Below are 20,879 nucleotides of genomic sequence, written 5' to 3' on the forward strand. Positions count from 1 at the left end.
ACGAGGAGGGATCTACAGTGAATTGGTTTTACATCGAGCAATTAAGAGAGCACATAGGTGAGGAAGTAGAGCTGCGTGGCTGGGTGTGGAATATCCGTTCAAGTGGCAAAATTCACTTCATTCAGTTCAGAGATGGCACTGGTTTTGTGCAAGTAGTTGTCGAAAGCTCTTTTAGCGGTCAAGATGCTTTTGATAGAGCATCAAAGCTTAGAATCGAATCGAGTGCTGTTGTAAGAGGAAAGGTTGTCGAGGATCAGAGATCGCCTTACGGAGTAGAGATTCATGCAACTGATGTGATACCAATTCAGATACCAGAGGAAGCCTATCCCATTTCGAAAAAGGATCATGGTATAGACTTTTTGATGAGTTACAGACATCTGTGGCTGCGCTCGAGAAGACAGTTCCACATCTTGAAGGTTAGGGATGCAATCCTTCGAGCCATAAGAGAGTTCTACAAAGCGAGGAACTTTACGTTGATCGATACACCCATCTTCACAGGTGCTATTGGCGAGACGGCTGGCAACCTCTTTGAACTCGATTATTTTGACTACGGAAAGGTTTATCTAACGCAGACAGGCCAACTATATCTGGAGGCTGCCTGCATGGCTTTTGGTAAGGTTTACAATCTTGGTCCAACCTTCAGAGCAGAAAAATCCAAAACACGAAGACATCTAATAGAGTTTTGGATGCACGAAGCTGAAGTGGCTTATTACGAATTCGAAGACAATCTGAAGTTGCAAGAACAACTGGTTTCTCATATTGTCAAGTACGTTCTTGAGAATGCGAGCGAGCATCTGAGGGCTTTGGGAAGGGATACTTCAAAACTCGAAAAGGTAGAACCTCCGTTTGAAAGAATCAGATATGACGATGCAATCAAGCTGCTTCAGAAAAATGGTCTGAACGTCACTTGGGGTGATGATTTTGGTGGCGATGAAGAAACCATCATCGCGTCGAATTTCAACAAACCTGTCTTTGTGACGCATTATCCAAGGAAGGTCAAGGCTTTCTACATGCAACCAGATCCTCAGAGACCAGAGGTAGTCCTTTGTGCTGATCTTTTAGCACCTGAAGGTTATGGCGAGATCATAGGTGGCTCTCAGAGAATTCACGACTACAAACTCTTACTCGAAAGACTTGAAGAATTCAATCTGCCAAAGGAGAAGTACCAGTGGTATCTCGATCTGAGGAGATGGGGAAGTGTTCCACACAGTGGTTTTGGATTGGGTATCGAAAGGACTGTCGCTTGGATCTGTGGTTTGGAACACATAAGAGAGGCTATACCCTTTGCTAGAACCCTTTACAGGATATATCCATGAGAGGAGTTACACAGTGGATACGATCAACTCAGCTATGAACGGTGAGATACTGTCTTCACTCAGACCTCAGAGTTTGGATGACTACATAGGACAGGCAGAGGTCAAGAAAAAACTCAAAATAGCTATTCAGGCAGCAAAGATGAGAAACGAACCCTTAGATCACATTCTTTTCGCAGGTCCTCCTGGTTTGGGCAAGACAACCCTTGCTTTGGTGATCGCAAGAGAAATGGGAACAAATATCTATATAACAAGCGGTCCCGTGCTCGAAAGACAAGGTGATATCGCCGCGATACTGTCAACACTCAATGACGGAGATATTCTGTTCATCGATGAGATTCATAGAATCAACAAGACAGTCGAAGAGATCTTCTACACAGCCTTGGAGGACTACAAAGTCGATGTAATGATAGGAAAAGGTCCAACAGCACGTTCTGTTAGAATCTCTTTGAAACCTTTTACGTTGATCGGTGCAACGACCAGAAGTGGTTTGCTCAGTTCACCACTTCGGAGTCGTTTTGGCATGATTTTGGAGTTGCAGTTCTACAACATAGAAGAGCTGGTCGAGATAATCAAGAGGGCATGCAAGATTCTGAAAATTGAAATTGAAGAAGAAGCAGCTCATTTTATTGCCGAACGATCAAGAGGTACCCCGAGGATTGCGCTGAGATTACTCAGAAGGGCAAGGGATGTGGCTACAGTCAAGGCAAAGACTGAGATAGACAGAATCCTCGTGGAGAAGACAATGGATATTCTCGAAATCGATAAACTTGGCTTAGACGAGTTGGATAGAAGGATTTTAAAAACCATAATCGAGATCTACGACGGCGGACCGGTTGGAATCGAGTCACTTGCTGCGACACTCAACTTGGAGATCGACACACTCAAAGAGGTCCATGAACCTTATCTGCTCCAAAAGGGTTTGATAGTTCGCACCTCAAGGGGTAGAGTTGCGACAGATCTTGCTTATTCACATCTTGGATATTCATCACGAATCAGAGGAGGACTTTTCGATGGATCTTTCGGAGAACTTGAAGAAGATCAAAGCGAGAATTGAAGATGCCGCAAGGCGGGCAAGACGAGATCCAAATTCTGTACAGTTGATTGCGGTTGTCAAAGAAGCAGATTTAGATGCAGTTCAACAGATCGTTCATCTTGGAGTCAAAGACTTAGCTGAGAACTATGCCCAACAACTGGTTCAGAAATCTCGAGTTCTTGAAGGTGTGAACTGGCATTTCATCGGCAGAATACAGACGAACAAGATCAAGTACATCGTTCCCATTTGTGAGTACATCCACTCGGTGTGTAGAAAAGAAGAACTCTTGCAGATAGAAAAAGTGGCCTCAAGGCACCGGAAAATCCAGAAGATTCTCATCGAAGTGAACATATCTCACGAAAAAACAAAATCAGGTTTAGATGAATCTCAGCTTGAAGAAGTGCTCGATTTTGCAAATACGCTTGAACATGTAAAAGTCATTGGGCTGATGACGATGGCTCCGTTTACAGAAGATCTCACGCAAATTCGATCTATCTTCAGAGAACTACGGAGACTGAGAGATTTTTACCAAGAACGGTATCCTTCAATCATACATCTGTCTATGGGCATGACCAATGATTTTGAGATCGCGATCGAAGAAGGTGCAACGATGATAAGAGTTGGCAGGGCTATCTTCAAAGGGGAGTGAGCAAAGTGTTTGTGATCTCAAACTTTCTCATCGCTATAGCCAAGGTATTCCGGATATTCATATACTTTGAAATGGTCTGCGTTATATTTTCGGCGATTTTGAGTTGGGTCACACCCTATCACTATTATCCACTCAGACAGTTTGTCGACGGCGTTTCTGCGATCATTCTGAGACCTTTGAGAAAGATAATACCTCCAATTGGACCTGTAGATATAACCCCGATGATTGCGATCTTGATTCTGACCTTTCTCGATGTATTCGCGGTGAACACTCTGCTCGATCTGGCGGTGGTGATACGTTGAAGAGTTCAGCAGCGATCGTCTTCAGAAGTGATAAAAAAGAAGAAGCTGAAGAACTGGCAAGAAGAATTGGTTCACAGATCTGCATAAAACAGATAATCGAAGCGAAAAGTGAGAACTTGGAAGAGAGTTGTGATTTTGCGATCGTCGTAGGCGGAGATGGCACTGTTTTGAAAGCTATAAAGCATTTGAAAGTCCCTATCGTTGGCTTCAAAGCAGGCAGAATAGGTTTCTTGGCATATTACAAAATAGAAGAAGCAGATCGTTTCCTAAGTGATCTCAGAGAAGGCAGACTCGTCGAGGAAAAGAGATGGATGATCAAGGTGTACTTCGAAGGTCAAGACGCCGATGCCGTCAATGATGTAGTTTTCCACACACCATCTCGTCAGATGAGTGAATATGAGATTTTCTTCGACGGATGTTCCAAACTTTCCTTTTTCGCTGATGGGATTTTGATTTCAACACCTACAGGTTCAACGGCGTACAACCTTTCACTCGGTGGAGCCATAGTTACGCCTAATTGTGATGTTCTTCAGCTTCTGCCGATAGCCCCGTATTATTTGCAGAACAGGAGCATTGTCGTACCAAATCAGAGATCAACAACAGTCCGCACTAACAAGGATTGCGAGATCCTCGCAGATGGAACGGCGATTGGCAGATCGAAAGAGATAGTGATTACCAAATCTGAGCATTACTTCACCCTTCTAAGACCAGATTATTATGACTTCTTCATGGTCTTGAAGGAAAAGGTTGGTTATGGAAGAGGTGTCCGACATGAAATGGATAATCGATGAAAGAACTGAGAGATTCAAGAAAGCATTGATGAAAATGGGATGGTACACCGAGAAGATGTTTCTGCGTTCCATAGAAGCACTCGAAAGTAGGGACACAAAATTAGCCAAGCAAGTCATAGAAGACGACAACGTCCTCGACCAGATGGAAGTAGAACTGAGGGAAGAGGCTGCCGTAATGCTCGGCATTCACAACCTCACAGGCATCCAACTGCGTTTCATTGTGGGCAGTATGCAACTTGCGAATATTTTCGAGAGAATCGGTGACAACGCAAGAAGGATTTCACAGATAACGATTACCATCCTCAGAGAGCAACAGACTTTCAACCCAGATCTCTTGAAACTCGGCAAATTGACCTCAAACTTGCTCAAAGAAAGTCTTAGAGTTCTTGCAGACTTGCAGATTGAAGGTTCATTTGAGATCTGTTCAAAGGACGCCGAAGTTGACGAACTCTATCTGGATATCAGAAATGAACTCCTCAACTCGGCACGAAACAAACCTGAAACAGTCGATCGCAGCTCTCTGCTCATCGAGATAGCACAAAAGATGGAGGAAATAGCAGATCTTTCGACAAACATAGTCGAGATCATACTATACATAGTGACAGGCGAATCGTACAAATGTTTCAAAGACGAGATGAAGCTTTTCAAGCGAAGCGAAGGTGTTCTGTTTGACAATCCTGACTAAGTACATTTCCAAGCTTTCCGTAGGACCTATACTGATAGGTTTGGCTGGATTTGTAGTCTTTGTCAGTGTTGAGGTTCTCTACCAGTTGTCAGATTTGATAGTCAGGCACAGGGTTGGGATTGTGGTCTTACTCAGAGTTCTTTATTACTACATGCCGTATTTCGTCGCGCTTGGAATACCTGTTGGTGTTTTGCTCGCAATCTTTTGGGTACTCTCACAACTCTCCACAGATCATGAACTGATGGCTCTTCAAGTTCACGGTATATCCCTCAAGGTCCTCATCGTACCTTTTCTGCTGTTGTCGGTCTTTCTGAGCTTGCTGACCTACTGGTTGAGTGATCGAGTTGTACCGGAATACAACCAAAAGGCAAATCAAGTGCTTTCAAGATTCGTCTACAAGAGACCAGAGGTTTTCATCAGTGAGAATGTTTTGACTAAGATCGACGAAAGTCAATATTTCTACGTAAAGAAATATGACAGGCAGAACGGCATACTGGAAAACGTGGTTCTTTTCAGAAATGAACCGAATGAGGAAGAGATAATCACAGCCAAAAAGGTAGTCAAAGAACAAGAAAAATGGTACATGTACGACGGCAGACTATACAGAGTTGACAGAGAAGGTATGCTCAGGTTTGACGTAAAGTTCAGTAAAGTTGAACTCGATCTGAAGCAAGATCTTGAAGCGATCATGAGAGTTGGCAAAACACCAAAAGACATGAAAAGTGAGGAACTGAGAGACAGAATCGCAACCTTTAAAAAACTTGGGATAGACCCTGCTCCGTGGGTCGTTGAATTTCACAACCGTTACTCTATCTCGCTTGGACCTTTGATCATTGTTCTGGTCGGTATACCACTCTCACTGATGTTCAACTTGAAGAGTAAGTCTTGGGGTGTTATCCTGACCTTCGTCATCGTCGTTCTCTACCAAGGTTCTGGTGCATGGCTTGGTGCTATGGGTAAAGAGAGGTTAATCGACCCCGTGCTCTCTGCGTGGCTACCAAATCTGTTCTTTGGGATCACCGGCATCTTTCTCTTTCTGCTCTTAGATACTCCGCTGAGTTATAGACTCAGAGAAAGTCTGTCAAAGTTCTTTGTGATTCTATTGTTGCTCACGATTTCCAATGTGATGGGCGCAGAGAAACTAACAGTGAGTGCGAGTTCTGCCACGTACGACGCGACATCGGTAGTTTTCATTGGAGAGATCGTGGCGTCTTTTGAAGATTCGAGAATCGAATGTCAAAAGCTCACAGTTCTGCTGAGTTCTTCGGGCGATGCCGAAAAGATTATTGCAGAAGAGAACGTGACGTACACAAAAAAAGATACATCGATTAAATGCCAGAACTTTGTGTATACCTTCGCCGAGAAGCGCTCTCTGATGGCACAGATACGCGGAAAGACAGTGTATTCAGACGAAGAGAAAAAGAAGCACACGATCTATTTCGGTGGCAAAACCTTTGAAGGACTGCAAAAAGAATCCTTCATCGAAAGAGGTTATCTGACCACATGTGAGCTGGATCAACCTCATTACAGAATGCAAGCTATAAAGGTTGAAATAAAGGAAAACGAATATCTGGCCGCCTATGATGCCGTTCTTTTCATATTCAGTGTGCCAACAGTGTATCTTCCAGTTTACTTCACTTCACTCAGGGAGGGTCCCCAACCTTTTGCAGTGAAGGCAGGATACTCGAAATCAAACGGCTTTTCTTTTGAAAGCTCTTACAACGTCACCTTCGAGGACGGTTCGATCGGGGCCAGGATAGGCTGGCAAGAGAAAGGCGATAGCCTTGGCAGGTATGCACAATTTGATCTGGAGAAAAACTGGAATTCCGTGCAGCTGAACTCAAGTTACTACATACGTCAGCCACCTGAAGAAGGAGATCTTTACCAAATTGACACAACGCTTTCTTCAACAAAACCTTTTTCTTCAAGGCTCAGAGTTCTCTTTGCTAACGATAGAACTTACTATCAGTATCAACTCTCTCCTGTGAAAGAACTATCTATACAGTTCTCGAGACTCGACAGTTCGAACAGAGTTTCCTGGATCTTGCCTTATGTGGAACTCAGAAAAACGACATTAGCCTTCGACCCCTTTACTCTCACAATCAATTCTTTCTACCATCGCGGTTCTGTCGATTACACCGAAGGTTCACTCTTTAACCATCTTCAAGAGTTCGACATGACTGGTAGATTGAATTCAACTCTATCTGTGAAATTACCCGCTGTTTTCAAGAACTTACAGGTCAATCTCTTCGGTTTCTATGAACTAAACGACTACGAACCCACTAAGAGAACAAACCTGCTTATAGACTCTACACTTCCGTTCAAGACAGTCAGAACAAATCTTGGTCCTCTTGAGTGGATGGTTGATAATTCGATCGTAGCAGGCGTGTGGTCAGGTTTTGGTGTTGAAGAGATTGGCTTTAGGTTCGCGCAACTGTTCAGTACTAGACTGACTTTTAAACCGTTTGATTTCTTGAATACTTCTGTTTCCTACTCGAGAGTCGGTGTCATAAAGAACGATGTCTATTCCTCTTTTAGCAACGCTTCCGAAAAATCAGAGGTTGGTTTTCTGACGAAGCTGAATATACCGACCACTCTTTTTGAATTTTCGACCTCCTACAATTTGCTCACATCAAAATGGGACGATCTCACGATCAAGAGCAGTAGTGCATTCAAGGTATGGCAGCTTGGAATAGGTTTTTACACAAATACCGTTTACAAAACAGAAGAGAAGATCTTCTACAGAACAGATTACGACATAGATATATCCTACAGGTCATTAAGACATGTGACTGAGTTCACCTACTATTACAATAGGGAACAACCTGTTGACATTATTACGAACACCCTCACCATTAAAGGTGTAGATTTTTTCTTTATGAGCAACCCAAATGTGAGATTCGTCTACAAACTCAGCGCACAGCCATTCGATCTTTTATCGATCGAGACGAAGGGAACTTTCTATGTCGCTAAAACATATCATGAGTTTTCAGGTTATTACCTCAAAGGATCTTCCAGATTGAGATTCTCGTATAACCTCTCTGGATTTGATCCAACGATTGGCTTTCACATAAACATGAACACAGAGACGTTAAGGATCAGCGATCTGAGAATAAGCTTAGAGAAAGATCTCCATTGCTGGGGACTTGTCTTCGAGAGTCAGTTTTCAACAGACCCCACCTTCTCAATTCAGAAGCTCAGTTTCAAGTTTTACATAAAGGAATTTCCAAAGAAAGCCTTCACGGTCGATCCTGTCACAGGTGCCTTTGATGCAAATGTTTTTTGATGTTAAAATTCGAACGGAGGTATATGATTTGTCTGATTATCTCAACGAACTCGACGAGGAACAACGACAGGCTGTTCTACAATCACAGGGCAGATCTTTGGTCATAGCCGGTCCAGGATCTGGCAAGACAAGGGTTATAACGTACAAATTGCTCCATCTGTTGAGCAATGGAGTGAAGCCTTCTGAGATCTTGTTAGTGACCTTTACAAGGGCAGCATCAAATGAGATGATCCAGCGTGCTAAGATCCTTACCGGCATGGACCTCGATGAACTCACAGCCGGCACCTTTCACCATATCTGCAATCTGTTGCTCAGAAAGTATGCTCCAAGGGTGGGGCTTTCTCCGAACTTCTCGATCTTGGACGAGGAAGACTCAAAGAGTCTTATCAAGCATCTCAGAACCGTTGTTCTTGAAAGAGAAGGTGAGATAGAGCACTTTCCGAGCCACAACGTTCTTCAAAAGATCTTTTCCTACTGTGCCAACACGCTGACATCTCTGCGAGAGGCTATCTTGAAGATCAATCCCAACTTCATTGACTATGAACAGATCATCGAAAAGATCTACAGCGAGTACACCTTGGAGAAGAGAAATCAAAACTGTGTGGATTACGATGATCTGTTGATCTTCGCAGTCCAGATTCTGCAACAAAACAGTTCGTTGCGTATGAAAGAAGCCTCGAAGTACAAATGGATCTTGGTCGACGAGTTTCAAGATACCAATATCTTACAGTTGCAACTCGTTGAATTACTCGCAACGGTGCACGGAAATCTCCTGGTAGTGGCCGATGATTCGCAGAGCATCTATTCATTCCGTGGTGCGCGGTATGAGAACGTGCAGGATTTCATGAGGGTGAAAAACACAAAGCTTTTCAAAATCCAAACGAACTACAGAAGTGATGAGAGCATAGTTAGGTTGATAAACAAAGTTCTGCCAAGAAACTCCGTTCCTAAGACTTTGCGAGCTGTCAAGCCGAACGGGAGAAAACCTCTCTTGGTTGAAACAAACGACAAAGAAGAAGAAGCGCGTTTTGTAGCACGCGAGATACTCAGGCTGATCGAAGAAGGTTTTGAACCCGGTGAGATAGCCGTGCTGTATCGAAGTCATTCGCATTCGCTCGATCTTCAGTTAGAGCTTTCAAGAAATCAGATCGATTTCAAGATACTCTCTGGCATTCGCTTCACCGAAACAGCACATGTAAAGGATATTCTTGCCTTTCTCAAAGTTCTCTTGAACATTCGCGATAAGATTTCCTGGAGTAGAATAGCAAGACTTTTCCCTCGGATTGGTGCAAAGACAGCAGCAGCTCTTGCAGAATTCGCAAGCCAGTCGCCAGCAGATAAAAACCCCACGCAGATCGTTGAGGAATTCTCTTCAAAGAAGACGCAGTTTAGAGAACTGGCTGAACTCTTGACCAAGATCTGTGAAAGAGAGAGTGTGAGTGAAAAAATAACTGTGATCTTGGAAGATTTCTACGAGCAGTACCTTGAAGATACTTATCAAGATTATCGAGATAGGCAGATGGACATAGAGAGATTGGTGCAGATCGCTGAGAGATACAAATCTTTGGAACGTTTTCTGTCAGATTTGACCTTGAGTGAATCGCAAGAGGAAGAGCGCAACTCGAAAAACAAAGTCACATTGACAACAGTACATCAGGCAAAGGGACTCGAATGGGATGTAGTCTTCATTCTTAGTGTGAATCCAGGTGATTTTCCAAGCTATTATGCGCTCGCCGATGGAAATCTCGATGAAGAAGAGCGAGTTTTTTACGTGGCAATCACCCGCCCGAGAAAGTTACTGTACATCTTGAAACAAAGATTTTCATCGGTGCCGTACATGTACTGGGCGAACGGAGTTGATTTTGTGAAAAGAATACCGCAGAACTTGGTGGAACAAATAGATCTGTCCTTCTGAGGAGGAAGTTATGGTCATACGTTTTGCCGGGAGGAATTTGCTGTATTTCGATGAATTTGAATTCGATCTATCAGATGGATTGAACGTGATCACGGGTGAAACAGGTGCTGGAAAATCAATTTTGTTGAGGGCTTTGCAAGCACTTTTTGGAAGGAAAGTGGATCTGCCAGTTAGCGACGACTCTTATATAGAAGCTTTGGTTAGTCTGCCACAGGAGAGGCTTTCGCAGTTTGATATTGGTGAAGATCAGATAGTAGTGAGTCTCTCTTTGGGAAGAAGGTGGATCTATAGACTCAACGGAAGAATGATCACGCAGGGGATGGTCGAAGCCATTTTTGAAGATTTGGTGCATTTCCATCAGCAAAACTCACAAACAGGTCTGTTGAAACCTAAGAATCAACTTGCCTTTCTCGATGTCTTTCAAAACGATCAAGATCTTTTCCAAGAATACCAAGAAACGTACAAAAGATTGAAGGAACTCGAAAAACTTATGACTGACTTCGATGTTGAGGAAACACAGAAACAGCTGGAAGATCTCCAGACACAGATCGATTATTTTCAAAAGATAGATCCATCTCAAGAGGAGGAAACACTTTTAAGGGAAAGGTATCAAAGGATACTAAAGCAACAGCAGATAGCAGAGATAGTCTCTAAGATCAACTTGGTAATGGAAAATGATTCTCCAAACGGCTTCGTATCTTTATGGGATGTACTACACAGTGTTGAGAAAATCGCCTCTGTGTTCCCGGCAGGGTTTTTAGAGCTTCTCAAGGAAATCATTGAAAAATCAGAAGAATTGAACAGAATGGCAAAATCTATTCTTCAAGAGACAGAAATCGAGGATGCCAAAGAGATCGAGGAAAGAATCTGGGCTTACAACGATTTGAAACGGCGATACGGTCCGGAAATCAAAGATGTCATAGAGCATTTTGAGAACATAAAACGTAAAGCAAGAGAACTCGAAGAAAAACTCAAGGAGTTTTCTCGTGCCAAAGAGAAAATGGTCCAACTAAAAGCTCGTGCATTTAGTTTAGCCGAAAAGATCCACGAGAATCGTCTTCGAGCAGCAGATCAAATATCGAGAGAAGTCAAGAAACATCTCAAAGATCTGGCGATGAAGATCGAATTCTTTGTGAAGATAGACAAGCTCTCAGATCTGACTTCAAATGGGATCGATGAAGTCGAGTTCTCGGTGAGTCTTCCAAATGGTGAAAGATTGCCTGTAAGGGGTATTCTCTCTGGTGGTGAACTGTCAAGACTCTTACTCTCCTTGGAGCTCGTATGTGCCTCAAAGTTCTCATCTCAAATTTTGGTTTTTGATGAAGTGGATGCTGGTATTGGTGGTATGGTGGGTAACATTCTTGGAAGGAAACTTAAAGAGGTATCGGAGAACTTTCAGACAATTGTTGTCACACATCTGCCCCAAATTGCAGTTCAAGCTGACAGGCATTTTGTCGTAGAGAGAGCGAATGACAGGATGGTCCTGAGATGCCTGACAAATGAAGAAAGAAAAAGTGAACTGCTGAGGATGGTTGGCGGAGAAGAAATCTTCGGTAGGTGAGCGATGTGGTGCTTTTTGGCACAGGTGGCATAAGAGGCATCATGAGAAGGGGTGAATTCGACGAAGATTTGATCCTTAGGGCAAGTAAAGCCGTTGCCAGTTGGATGATCAGCGAAGGACTGGAAAGTGTTGCGATTGCATATGACACGAGAAAGAATTCGGCACAGTATGCCTTACTCGCGGCTGAGGCTATCTCAACCTATGGCATCAAAAGCTATTTGTTCGACAGACCCGTACCCACACCAGTTTTGTCCTTTGCAATAAGACAGATGAAGTTGAAGGCTGGGATCGTCATAACTGCAAGCCACAATCCTCCAGAGTACAACGGTTTCAAAGTCTACACTCAAGATGGTGTTCAAGCCATTCCACTTTATACTGACAAGATCTCTTCATTCATCGACAAACCCCTCACACCTTCTACAACCTCAAAGATCGAGATGGTACCAAATACGTTGATCGATCTTTACATCAACTCGGTAGTTGAGCTTGTAAAGCCTTTCATTGCGAATTCAAAAGGATTCACTATAGCGTACTCACCACTTCATGGAACTGGTGCACAGTTTGTGCCGACTGTTCTGAGAATGCTCGGTTTCGATGTGATCTGTGTCGAAGAACAGATGCTGCCAGATCCCAATTTCACAAGTGTGGCAGTTCCAAATCCAGAAGAAGAGAGTTCTTTTGAACGCACGAAGCACTACATGGACAAATATCAAATACCTTTCGCAATTGTGACAGATCCAGATTGTGACAGAGTCGGATTCATGGCTCGTGGTGTAAGGTTGACGGGTAATCAGGTCGGCGTCCTACTCACCGACCTTCTGGGAAAGACAAGTCCTCCGAACAGTTTTCTTTTCAAAACGATCGTCACCACAGATATGGTCAACGAAATCTGCAAAGAACGAAACCAAATGATCGAGGAGACACCAACAGGGTTTAAGTTCATCGGTGCCGAAATAGAGAAAAGAAGCTTGCAACCAAACTTTCATTACTTTCTGGCCTTTGAAGAAAGTTGTGGTTATCTGACAGGTGATCTAGTCAGGGACAAGGATGGCGTACTTGGTTCAGCTTTTATATCTACCATGTGCATGCACTTTGATCCAGTTGAAAGACTGAATCATCTGTATGAAAAATACGGTTATCACTTTGAAAAATTAGTCTCTATCGAGGTTAAGACTGCCGAACAGGCAAGATATTTGTACGAAAATCTCTCCAAGTTCCCTTTGAGCAGGATAGGAGAGTTTCCTGTGAAGAAGGTGTATGATTACTGTAACGATGAAAAGATACCCAATGAAACTCTGCTCATGGAAGTGGAAGGTGCAAAGATCTATATCAGACCATCTGGTACCGAACCCAAGTTGAAGGTGTACATAAAGGTTGTTGATGAAAATCAACAGAGGGCGAAGAGAAAGATCGAGAAATTGGAAGGGGGATTGAGAGAGATTGAGAATCTCACTTGAAAACGCCTTGGTCCTCAAAGATGCCTTTTCTCAACCAACTTTCTCGAAGATTCTGATCGAGAATGGACAGATCTACCAGATAGATAATTACAGACAAGAAGAGGCAGACCAGAGATATGATCTTTCTGGTAAACTGATCATGCCCGGTTTAATCAACGCACACACTCATGCTCCGATGACCTTGATGCGCGGTCTTGCCGAAGATACGCACTTGCAAGATTGGCTTTTCAAAAAGATCTTCCCAATAGAGGACAGATTGACTGAAGAAGACGTCTATTACGGCACAATGCTCGCTCAGATGGAAATGGCTCGCAAGGGTGTTGTTGCCTACGTTGATATGTATTTCCACTGCGATGCAATAGCACAGGCAGCACTCGACTTTGGCATGAAAGCCTTGATAACTCGTGGTCTAACAGATGCCAAAGGTACTGGCAAAGCCAAACTGGATCAGAATGTCGAATACCACCAAAGGTGGAATAACAAGAATGGTATGATAAAGATCGGATTTGGGCCACATGCTCCATACAGCTGTTCTCTTCAGTACATAGATCAGGTGGCAAAGGTGGCACGCGATCTGAAAGCACCCGTCACGATGCACCTTTATGAATCAAAAGAGGAAGATTATTCCCTTTCACAGATACTCAGCACCACGTTGTCTGAGTGTAATGTCATCTTTGCGCATTGTGTTCATATAAAACAACAAGACATAAAGTTGTTGGCAGCAGGGAATTTCTTTGTGGCACATAATCCAGCGAGTAATCTGAAATTGGGAAACGGTATCTCTCCTGTTCAGCAAATGTTAAACCAGGGAGTTCAGGTGTGTCTTGGCAGTGATGGAGCTGCAAGCAATAACACTTTAGATATCTTCTACGAGATGAGATTGGCAGCTCTCTTGCAGAAAATGGATGATCCAACCAATCTTTCGCTGGATCAATCTTTGGCGATGGCGACAATAAACGGCGCAAGAGCAACTGGATTAACGGCTGGTAGGATCGAGGTGGGTGCAGACGCAGACCTGGTTGTCTTGGATATAGAGAAGCCTTGGTACTTGCCGCGAGAGTTTCTCAAGGCACATCTGGTTCATTCGGCAAGTTCAATGGATATCTTTGGAACGATGGTGAAAGGTAAGTGGGTATATTTGGATGGCACTTATCCGACGATCGACCAATCAGAAATTCAAAGGAAAGCTATCGAGGTGATGAGAAGATTGATAGATACAGGAAACTGAGTCAGTATCTCAAAGAAAGGTACGGTACAAAGGTCCATAGGCTCGTCATAGATGCTGGTTTCACATGTCCCAACCGTGAACAAGGAACACCGTGCATATTCTGTGATCCTACCGGTAGTGGCTTTAACACCCTTCATAACCTCCGAATAAGAGAACAAGTGATCAAACAAAGAGAGTGGGCAATGGCAAAATATAAAGCCGAGAAATTCATCGTGTACTTTCAAGCCTTCACCAACACGTATGCACCAGTTGAGATCTTGAGAGATAGATATGAAGAGGCACTCATAGATGAAAGTATCGTTCAACTCGCTGTCTCGACAAGACCTGATTGTGTTAGAGAACCCGTACTCGAATTACTTGAAGAGTTTCGCAGAAAAGTTGATGTCTCGCTTGAGTTAGGGCTTCAAACGACGAATATCGAGACACTGAGAAGAATCAGCAGGGGTCATGGACTAGCTGAGTTCATCGACGCGGTTCTAAGGGCGAAGAAACACAAACTTGAGATCGTTGTTCACGTCATCGTAGACCTTCCTTGGGATCGCATACAGGATGTCATAGAGACTGCTCGAATCTTGTCTGTGCTCGATGTTGATGGGGTAAAGGTACACTCTCTCTACGTTGTCAGAGGAACAGAACTCGAAAATCTCTTCAAGACAGGGCAGATTAAGTTGCTGGACTTTGACGAGTACAAAGAACGGGTCGTTAGATTCTTAGAAAACCTATCACCAAAGATCGTAATCCATCGTCTTGCTTCAGATCCTCCTAAAGATATGACAGTTGCTGGAAATTGGGGCATGTCAAAGATCGAAATAGTCGAACGAATAGAAAAAGAACTCGTCAAGGAAGATACCTTCCAAGGCAAAGAGTGGAAAGAATGGCAGAAGAAAAATGTGTTGTGAAAAAAGGCGGGTATGTACCCGCCTTCAAAGTAATTCAGTCGATGAAGAGCATTGATTCTGAGCAGTTTTCAGAAAAGGAATATGAAACTTTGAGAGCTGGAGAGATGGGATTGGTCAAATCGTAGAGATAGAGAGTCTTGCCAGCAGTTACGAAAAGCTCTTTGTCGAAAACCATCAGAGCTCTCAACAAAGACATTGAAAAATCTGCCTTTGTCATAGTCTGAAGATCGATCACAGAAAAACCGCTAAAGGTCCCAACATATGCGTATTTTCCTTCGCTGTCCAGTGAAACGCATTTTGGATCGTCAGGCAGCGTCACAGAACCTAAGTGAGTAAGTGTGCCTGTGTATCTGTAGAAACTCATAGTTTGGTTGCTGTACACGAAAAGCAGATCTTTCACTGTATAGCCTATACTACCAGGTAATTCCGCTATTACTACAGCCGGGTTTTCTACTTCTCGCAGCTGAACCACTGTCGATGTGTTAGTGCAAAGAAGTTCATCTGCCGAGACTGAGTTCAAACCTGAGGCATCGAACTGCTCTATTTGAAAATCGCTCAGTTTCACTCTGTACAAGGCATTTGAATTCACTGCCAACAGATACTCGTTGTTGAAGTCTACTCTTGCCACAAATGTACTGCTGTTCATTGTGCTGATAACATCGAAGTCAGTGGAGTCGAGTTTTGTCATCTTCAGATAATTACGAGCAGAGACGTAGAGTTCATCACCAATGGTGATCAAACTACCTGGATCATCGAGAAAGGTCGTCTGTTTAACAACCTCGAAGCCTGTTGATGTTGCTCTTAGGCGATAGAGTTTCTTGGCATCAATTCCAACGAAGATCCTCTTGGTATCTCTTCTTATGCTGAAAATCTTTGAAAAACCGCTGTGAAGACCATCGGTGGACTTTGCGTTTATCACGTAATCGTACGTCTCACCTTCGACCACATCTGTGTCTGTGAACGTGCACTGTGTAAGTGATTCTGAGTTGAGTTTTAGCCAAAAGTTGCCGCTCTTTCTGTAAAGATCATAAGCCACAGCACCTTCAACGGGTTGCCAATCTATCTTTATGCCTTCTTCAAGATTTGTGAGCGTTGCATCACTAACGGGGTTTAACACTGACAAAGATACCTCAACATTCAAGTTTCCAAAGCGATCTATTGTAACGTTGAAAGAATTTGTCCTTCCAGGCTGCAATTCCAAGCCGTAAAAGCCACTTTGTGGTACTGTTAGAACCGTTGCCTGTTGTGAAAAGAGCGTGAACTTCACATCCCAGACAGCGCTTTTCAAATCGTTGAAATCAAAGATCGCTACATTGTCTTGAAGATCTTCTTGCTCACTATGCGTGATATCTCCACAGATCAGATCGATCAGAAGACTGTCCACGTTGTCAGATTGTACCGTGACGTTCAAAAGAAGATCTGCACTGTTCAGCTCAAGAATCAAGTCACAATAGTTGTTTTTGTTTGCCTCAACCGTGACAGACTGTGAACCAATGTATATGACATATCCTTTGTCGTCCATCAACTGAACACTTACCAACCAAAGTCCTTCTTCGATACCTTCAAAGACAATCTCAGATACGGGGCAGGAAAAACTCTTTTGCAAAACTCTACCTGTTCTCTGTATGCTGATTGTTCCTGCAACTAGCTGTGTGTTTGGAATGGATTTCAATTGATGTAAATTCACAACGAGTCTACCTTTGTTATCGGGAAGTTTCAAACACCCCCAGATCGAGAAGATCGCCAGTAGTACTGCGATCACCTTGAAAGACTTGCTCATCAAAACACCCCCATGCGAAAAAGTGTGATTGCTGAAAGATCACTAAATAAAAATTATCATAAAAGGTGTATTCTGATAAAACCAGTTTAAGAAGAATACCGACATTGGTATTCTCTACAAATGATGAAGCAAAATCGCGCCCAAAGAAATGTTAAAAGGTTGAGAGATGCTGAAATGATGAGAGCTAATAGGAGATGAATCCATGAAGATGGTAGGAGGAACTTTCGAGGGGGGTATGCAAGGTGCAGAAATAAAAGGAATAGTGTTCAAATGAAGGTTAAGTCCAGAACATCTTTCTTGGTGTAGGAATGCAACTGTCAATTTCTTTCCTCATTTTCACTCTGAAAACTTGTTCTTCAGTTGTGTGGTTCTCATCTTTATTAACTTTCCTGCCTTCTGACAATTCTCTGCGAGTTTTTTGAGTTTCGCACCGTTGATACCGATACAACTTAACTTCTCTATCTCTGAGATTCTCAGCTGTTTGGATCTTTTCGAAAACTTATGAATCTGATTTTGCAGCCTTTCCAATGTGGGTAGGTGATTTTGTTCATGGGGTTTTCATCAACGATCTATGTTTTTCACGGGTATTTCCCTTTTATAACGCTGTCTTGATACTTACCAACAACTTAGACCTATCCCAATCTTACGAAGGCGCCTTTATCAAAATTCCCAGGAAGTCTTCCCACAATATAATATACGATCTATCGGTGTAACAAAAGTTTCTGAAAGCCCGACTAAGACTGAAAAGTAATATCATCATTCGCTCAATCTTACAATTCAGGGGCATCTTGGAACTTATCCTCAACTAAGATCTCTCAGACTTTAATCATCGCTGTAAATGCTTAGAACTTCTACTAAGGTGAATGAATTTTTGCTCTATACAAAACTAGCTTACTATCTCATCTTCATCGAATCATCTGGTTTGTGAAGTTAATTTCAGAACAACCTTCTCAAAAAACTTCCTGAGTGGTATTCATTGTGGTAGATTTGATTTCGGTAGGCTTTTGTGAAACAAAAAGAGGGCTTAAGCCCTCTGGTGGAGCCGATGGGACTTGAACCCACGACCTCTACCGTGCCATGGTAGCGCTCTCCCAAGCTGAGCTACGGCCCCAATAACTCTGTTCACACGCAGTATCTGAGTTGCAAGAAGATTCAAACGAAGCCTTGGAACCACTCTAAAAGATGGTGGCCAGGGACGGAATCGAACCGTCGACACCTGGATTTTCAGTCCAGTGCTCTACCATCTGAGCTACCTGGCCACTCCCTTTGGTGGGTGCGGCAGGACTCGAACCTACGACCTTCTGCTCGTAAGGCAGACGCTCTCCCTCTGAGCTACGCACCCACCTTGACAAACCATCAAATATCCTATCACACAACTCTTTGCTTTTCAAGTACCTGTCAAAATCTGATAGCCCAAAAACCGCACAAAATCGCTTTCGATCTATCGATTGTTGCTGATTGAATCTACTAATGCTGTGAAAAGTGGGTGGGGATTTCCCACTTTTGTTTTCAGTTCAGGGTGATACTGTATGCCTATGAAAAACGGATGATCTTCCAGTTCAACGGCTTCAACGAAATTCGATCGGGCGCTGATGACAAGTCTGTAGCCATCTTCTCCCGGAAGTTTGAAAAGATCGGCGTATTCTTCATGGTTGATCTCGTAACGGTGTCTGTGTCTTTCTGAGACGTCTTCGATTTCACCATAAATCTGCCAAAGCTTTGTATTTCTCAGAATTCGCATTGGCTGCGCTCCAAGTCTCATCGTCCCTCCGAGTTGTAAGACTTTCTTCTGTTCTTCCATCAAAGTTATCACGGGATGGGGTGTGGTCGGATCGAATTCAGTCGAGTTTGCCGATTCGTATCCAGCAACGTTTCTGGCGAATTCTATCACCATCAGCTGCAGCCCAAGACAGATTCCCAAAATGGGTTTTTTGTGTTCTCTCGCGTAGCGAATAGCTCTTATTTTACCCTCTATACCTCTTTTGCCAAAGCCCCCCGGTATGATGAAACCGTCGTATTCTGACAGAAGTTCACAAACTTGCTGCCAACTCATCTCCTCAAGTGCTTGGGAATCTACGATCGATGGCTTTGTACAACCTGATAGAAAAACAGATTCGTTGATACTCTTGTACGCATCATCGGTACCGAGATACTTCGCTACCAAGGCTATTTTGTACGGTTTGAAGGTCTTTGGATAATCCCAGCGAAAATGAGATTCATCGAGCACGATTTTCAACCTCTGAGCGATCTTCTTGTGTACTTCGTAGTTCTTGAGCATCTCGACCACAGAATAGACGTTGGGTACATCTGGAAGATTGATCACCATCTCCAGTGGTACACCACCGAAGAGAGCCACTTTCTTGACACTGTCTCCATTTATCGGACTTTCGCTTCTAACAACTATCATGTCCGGATTTATTCCTGATCTTCTCAGAAGTTGAACAGACTGTTGTGTTGGTTTCGTCTTGAATTCATTCGATGCCTTTAGATAAGGCACGTAGGTTACGTGTATGAAAAGAAAGTCATCGGCCGACTTTTCCAGAGCTAATTCTCTAACGCTCTCGAGAAAGACTTCACTCTCGATGTCTCCGACTGTGCCACCTATTTCAACGACATTCACATCTCCCTCAAGCGATTCAATTCTCCTTTTGATTTCAGCCGTCACGTGCGGAACTATCTGAACAGTCGAACCAAGGTATCCTCCTTCTCTTTCCCTTTGAACAACCGATGAATACACCTGTCCTGCGGTTATGTTGTTCTTCTTGCTCATGTTTTCCCCTAAGAACCTTTCATAGTGGCCCAGATCGAGATCTGCTTCGTACCCATCTTCTGTCACGAAAACCTCTCCGTGCTGATTTGGATTCATCGTACCAGCATCGACATTCAGATAAGGATCGATCTTCAAGACACTCACCTTTATGCCACACTCTTTGAGCAACCTCGCTAAAGAAGCGGAGAAGATGCCTTTCCCAACTCCGCTGAGAACACCACCAGTCACAACGATGTACTTCTTCACAAGATCACCTTCTCATGAGAGCTCTGAAATCAGCATTTTCTCACCGACTTCTTCTAGAAAGCTAACCAGCTCTTCTTTGATAGGGCTTGAACTCGATGTCCCTTGTCTTGTCACTGCAAGAGCAGATGCCGCGACTGCGACTTTCAAAAGGTCTTTCGACGGGAGCTTTCTCAACTTCCCCATGATGAAAGCTGCGTTGAACACATCTCCAGCACCTGTTGTGTCCACTACCTCCACAGGGTATGAGTCGATATGTAAGGAGGTTTTTTCAGAGAAAAGACTTGCTCCTCTTGCACCCAGTTTAACCGCTACTTCTTCAACCCCAGTTGAGAGAAGTTTTTTCACTGCTCTTTCCAATTCCACTTCCTTAGTGATTTTGAACAGTTCCACTTCGTTTGGAGCAACTGTATCTGCGTAAGCTATGATTTCCAAAACTGATTCATCTGCAAATCCCGCTGGATCGATGTACACATACTTGCCATTTCTCTTCGACATCAACACGATCTCACGTACGGTTTCGATTGGTATACCGAACTGAATGAAAACCGCCGAGCACTTTTCCATGAAGGTCCAATCTATCATCTCCGGAGTGAGATAACTGTTGGCTCCCATGACGTGAAACATAGTGTTTCTACCCTTCGACTCCACGACGACGAAAGTCTTACCCGTTTGAGCGTTGCAACTCTTGACAAAAGAAGTATCAACACCGTATTTCTCTATCTTCTTCACAACACTTTGAGAGATCCCATCGTTGCCAACACAGGCTATTAGATGACAGTTCACACCGAGTTTTGCCAAAGCTATCGCAGTGTTTGCACCTTTCCCGCCGACATCAACCAACGTTTTCTCGCAGTGGTGGTTTTCACCAATACGAAGTTGATCGATGTACAAGATAGTATCAACGTTGACTTTCCCAAAGACTGCTACCTTCTCGTTCATCGTTCTTCTCTCCCTGATTTTT

Annotated in this window: 15 protein-coding genes and 3 tRNA genes; 12 read left to right on the forward strand and 6 right to left on the reverse strand. The window is 43.4% G+C overall.

Annotation, left to right across the window (positions count from 1 at the left end; all coding sequences use genetic code 11):
- Positions 1 to 17 precede the first annotated feature (17 nt).
- The 12 genes from asnS to ACSFC1_RS06285 are packed head-to-tail and all read left to right on the forward strand — an operon-like array spanning position 18 to position 15,122.
- Positions 18 to 1,316 (forward strand): asparagine--tRNA ligase, encoded by a 1,299-nt coding sequence (gene asnS / locus ACSFC1_RS06230; RefSeq protein WP_435565249.1) that lies wholly within the window; start codon positions 18 to 20, stop codon positions 1,314 to 1,316.
- Positions 1,317 to 1,350: 34 nt separating this feature from the next.
- Positions 1,351 to 2,370, forward strand: a complete 1,020-nt coding sequence (gene ruvB, locus ACSFC1_RS06235) for a Holliday junction branch migration DNA helicase RuvB (protein WP_435566001.1) — start codon at positions 1,351 to 1,353, stop codon at positions 2,368 to 2,370.
- The gene (locus ACSFC1_RS06240; RefSeq protein WP_435565250.1) at positions 2,327 to 2,998 is read left to right on the forward strand and encodes a YggS family pyridoxal phosphate-dependent enzyme; all 672 of its coding nucleotides are present in this window, start codon (positions 2,327 to 2,329) and stop codon (positions 2,996 to 2,998) included. Before ruvB ends, ACSFC1_RS06240 begins: the two co-directional genes overlap by 44 nt.
- A gap of 5 nt (positions 2,999 to 3,003) precedes the next feature.
- Positions 3,004 to 3,300: a YggT family protein gene (locus tag ACSFC1_RS06245; RefSeq protein ID WP_435565251.1), complete on the forward strand. Its 297-nt coding sequence runs from the start codon at positions 3,004 to 3,006 to the stop codon at positions 3,298 to 3,300.
- Positions 3,297 to 4,091, forward strand: coding sequence for an NAD(+) kinase (locus ACSFC1_RS06250; protein ID WP_435565252.1), 795 nt, complete (start codon positions 3,297 to 3,299; stop codon positions 4,089 to 4,091). The genes ACSFC1_RS06245 and ACSFC1_RS06250 overlap by 4 nt, the downstream gene beginning before the upstream one ends.
- Positions 4,072 to 4,776: a phosphate signaling complex protein PhoU gene (phoU, locus tag ACSFC1_RS06255; protein WP_435565253.1), complete on the forward strand. Its 705-nt coding sequence runs from the start codon at positions 4,072 to 4,074 to the stop codon at positions 4,774 to 4,776. Before ACSFC1_RS06250 ends, phoU begins: the two co-directional genes overlap by 20 nt.
- Positions 4,751 to 8,062: an LptF/LptG family permease gene (locus ACSFC1_RS06260; RefSeq protein ID WP_435565254.1), complete on the forward strand. Its 3,312-nt coding sequence runs from the start codon at positions 4,751 to 4,753 to the stop codon at positions 8,060 to 8,062. Before phoU ends, ACSFC1_RS06260 begins: the two co-directional genes overlap by 26 nt.
- Complete coding sequence (locus ACSFC1_RS06265) at positions 8,052 to 9,977, forward strand: ATP-dependent helicase (RefSeq protein WP_435566002.1); 1,926 nt, start codon at positions 8,052 to 8,054, stop codon at positions 9,975 to 9,977. The genes ACSFC1_RS06260 and ACSFC1_RS06265 overlap by 11 nt, the downstream gene beginning before the upstream one ends.
- 10 nt (positions 9,978 to 9,987) lie before the next feature.
- Entirely contained in the window at positions 9,988 to 11,538 is a 1,551-nt protein-coding gene (locus tag ACSFC1_RS06270) for an AAA family ATPase (RefSeq protein WP_435565255.1), read from the forward strand.
- The gene (locus tag ACSFC1_RS06275) at positions 11,535 to 12,995 is read left to right on the forward strand and encodes a phospho-sugar mutase (RefSeq protein WP_435565256.1); all 1,461 of its coding nucleotides are present in this window, start codon (positions 11,535 to 11,537) and stop codon (positions 12,993 to 12,995) included. The genes ACSFC1_RS06270 and ACSFC1_RS06275 overlap by 4 nt, the downstream gene beginning before the upstream one ends.
- The gene (locus ACSFC1_RS06280) at positions 12,979 to 14,223 is read left to right on the forward strand and encodes an amidohydrolase (protein ID WP_435565257.1); all 1,245 of its coding nucleotides are present in this window, start codon (positions 12,979 to 12,981) and stop codon (positions 14,221 to 14,223) included. Before ACSFC1_RS06275 ends, ACSFC1_RS06280 begins: the two co-directional genes overlap by 17 nt.
- Complete coding sequence (locus ACSFC1_RS06285) at positions 14,124 to 15,122, forward strand: TIGR01212 family radical SAM protein (RefSeq protein ID WP_435565258.1); 999 nt, start codon at positions 14,124 to 14,126, stop codon at positions 15,120 to 15,122. The genes ACSFC1_RS06280 and ACSFC1_RS06285 overlap by 100 nt, the downstream gene beginning before the upstream one ends.
- A gap of 34 nt (positions 15,123 to 15,156) precedes the next feature.
- On the opposite strand, the gene ACSFC1_RS06290 is transcribed toward ACSFC1_RS06285, so the two are convergent.
- From ACSFC1_RS06290 to ACSFC1_RS06315, 6 genes are all read right to left on the reverse strand, one after another.
- Positions 15,157 to 16,902 carry a hypothetical protein gene (locus ACSFC1_RS06290; protein WP_435565259.1) on the reverse strand — a complete coding sequence of 582 codons (1,746 nt, stop codon included), beginning with the start codon at positions 16,900 to 16,902 and terminating at the stop codon, positions 15,157 to 15,159.
- Between the two features lie 1,034 nt (positions 16,903 to 17,936).
- Positions 17,937 to 18,013 (reverse strand) — tRNA-Ala (locus ACSFC1_RS06295).
- Between the two features lie 72 nt (positions 18,014 to 18,085).
- Positions 18,086 to 18,161, reverse strand: a tRNA-Phe gene (locus ACSFC1_RS06300).
- 8 nt (positions 18,162 to 18,169) lie between these two features.
- Positions 18,170 to 18,244 (reverse strand) — tRNA-Val (locus ACSFC1_RS06305).
- Between the two features lie 99 nt (positions 18,245 to 18,343).
- Positions 18,344 to 19,918 (reverse strand): CTP synthase, encoded by a 1,575-nt coding sequence (locus tag ACSFC1_RS06310; RefSeq protein WP_435565260.1) that lies wholly within the window; start codon positions 19,916 to 19,918, stop codon positions 18,344 to 18,346.
- A 12-nt stretch (positions 19,919 to 19,930) separates the two neighbouring features.
- Positions 19,931 to 20,857 carry a carbohydrate kinase family protein gene (locus tag ACSFC1_RS06315; protein ID WP_435565261.1) on the reverse strand — a complete coding sequence of 309 codons (927 nt, stop codon included), beginning with the start codon at positions 20,855 to 20,857 and terminating at the stop codon, positions 19,931 to 19,933.
- Positions 20,858 to 20,879 lie beyond the last annotated feature (22 nt).

The sequence above is a fragment of the Pseudothermotoga sp. U03pept genome (assembly GCF_051235805.1).
Taxonomy (GTDB): Bacteria; Thermotogota; Thermotogae; order Thermotogales; family DSM-5069; genus Pseudothermotoga_B.

Bases quoted from the DNA above. Each gene is read 5' to 3' on its own strand.
- ruvB (WP_435566001.1), top strand. From the start codon at position 1,351: ATGAACGGTGAGATACTGTCTTCACTCAGACCTCAGAGTTTGGATGAC.
- ACSFC1_RS06240 (WP_435565250.1), top strand. From the start codon at position 2,327: ATGGATCTTTCGGAGAACTTGAAGAAGATCAAAGCGAGAATTGAAGAT.
- phoU (WP_435565253.1), top strand. From the start codon at position 4,072: ATGAAATGGATAATCGATGAAAGAACTGAGAGATTCAAGAAAGCATTG.
- ACSFC1_RS06265 (WP_435566002.1), top strand. From the start codon at position 8,052: ATGTTTTTTGATGTTAAAATTCGAACGGAGGTATATGATTTGTCTGAT.
- ACSFC1_RS06270 (WP_435565255.1), top strand. From the start codon at position 9,988: ATGGTCATACGTTTTGCCGGGAGGAATTTGCTGTATTTCGATGAATTT.
- ACSFC1_RS06290 (WP_435565259.1), bottom strand. From the start codon at position 16,902: ATGAGCAAGTCTTTCAAGGTGATCGCAGTACTACTGGCGATCTTCTCG.
- ACSFC1_RS06315 (WP_435565261.1), bottom strand. From the start codon at position 20,857: ATGAACGAGAAGGTAGCAGTCTTTGGGAAAGTCAACGTTGATACTATC.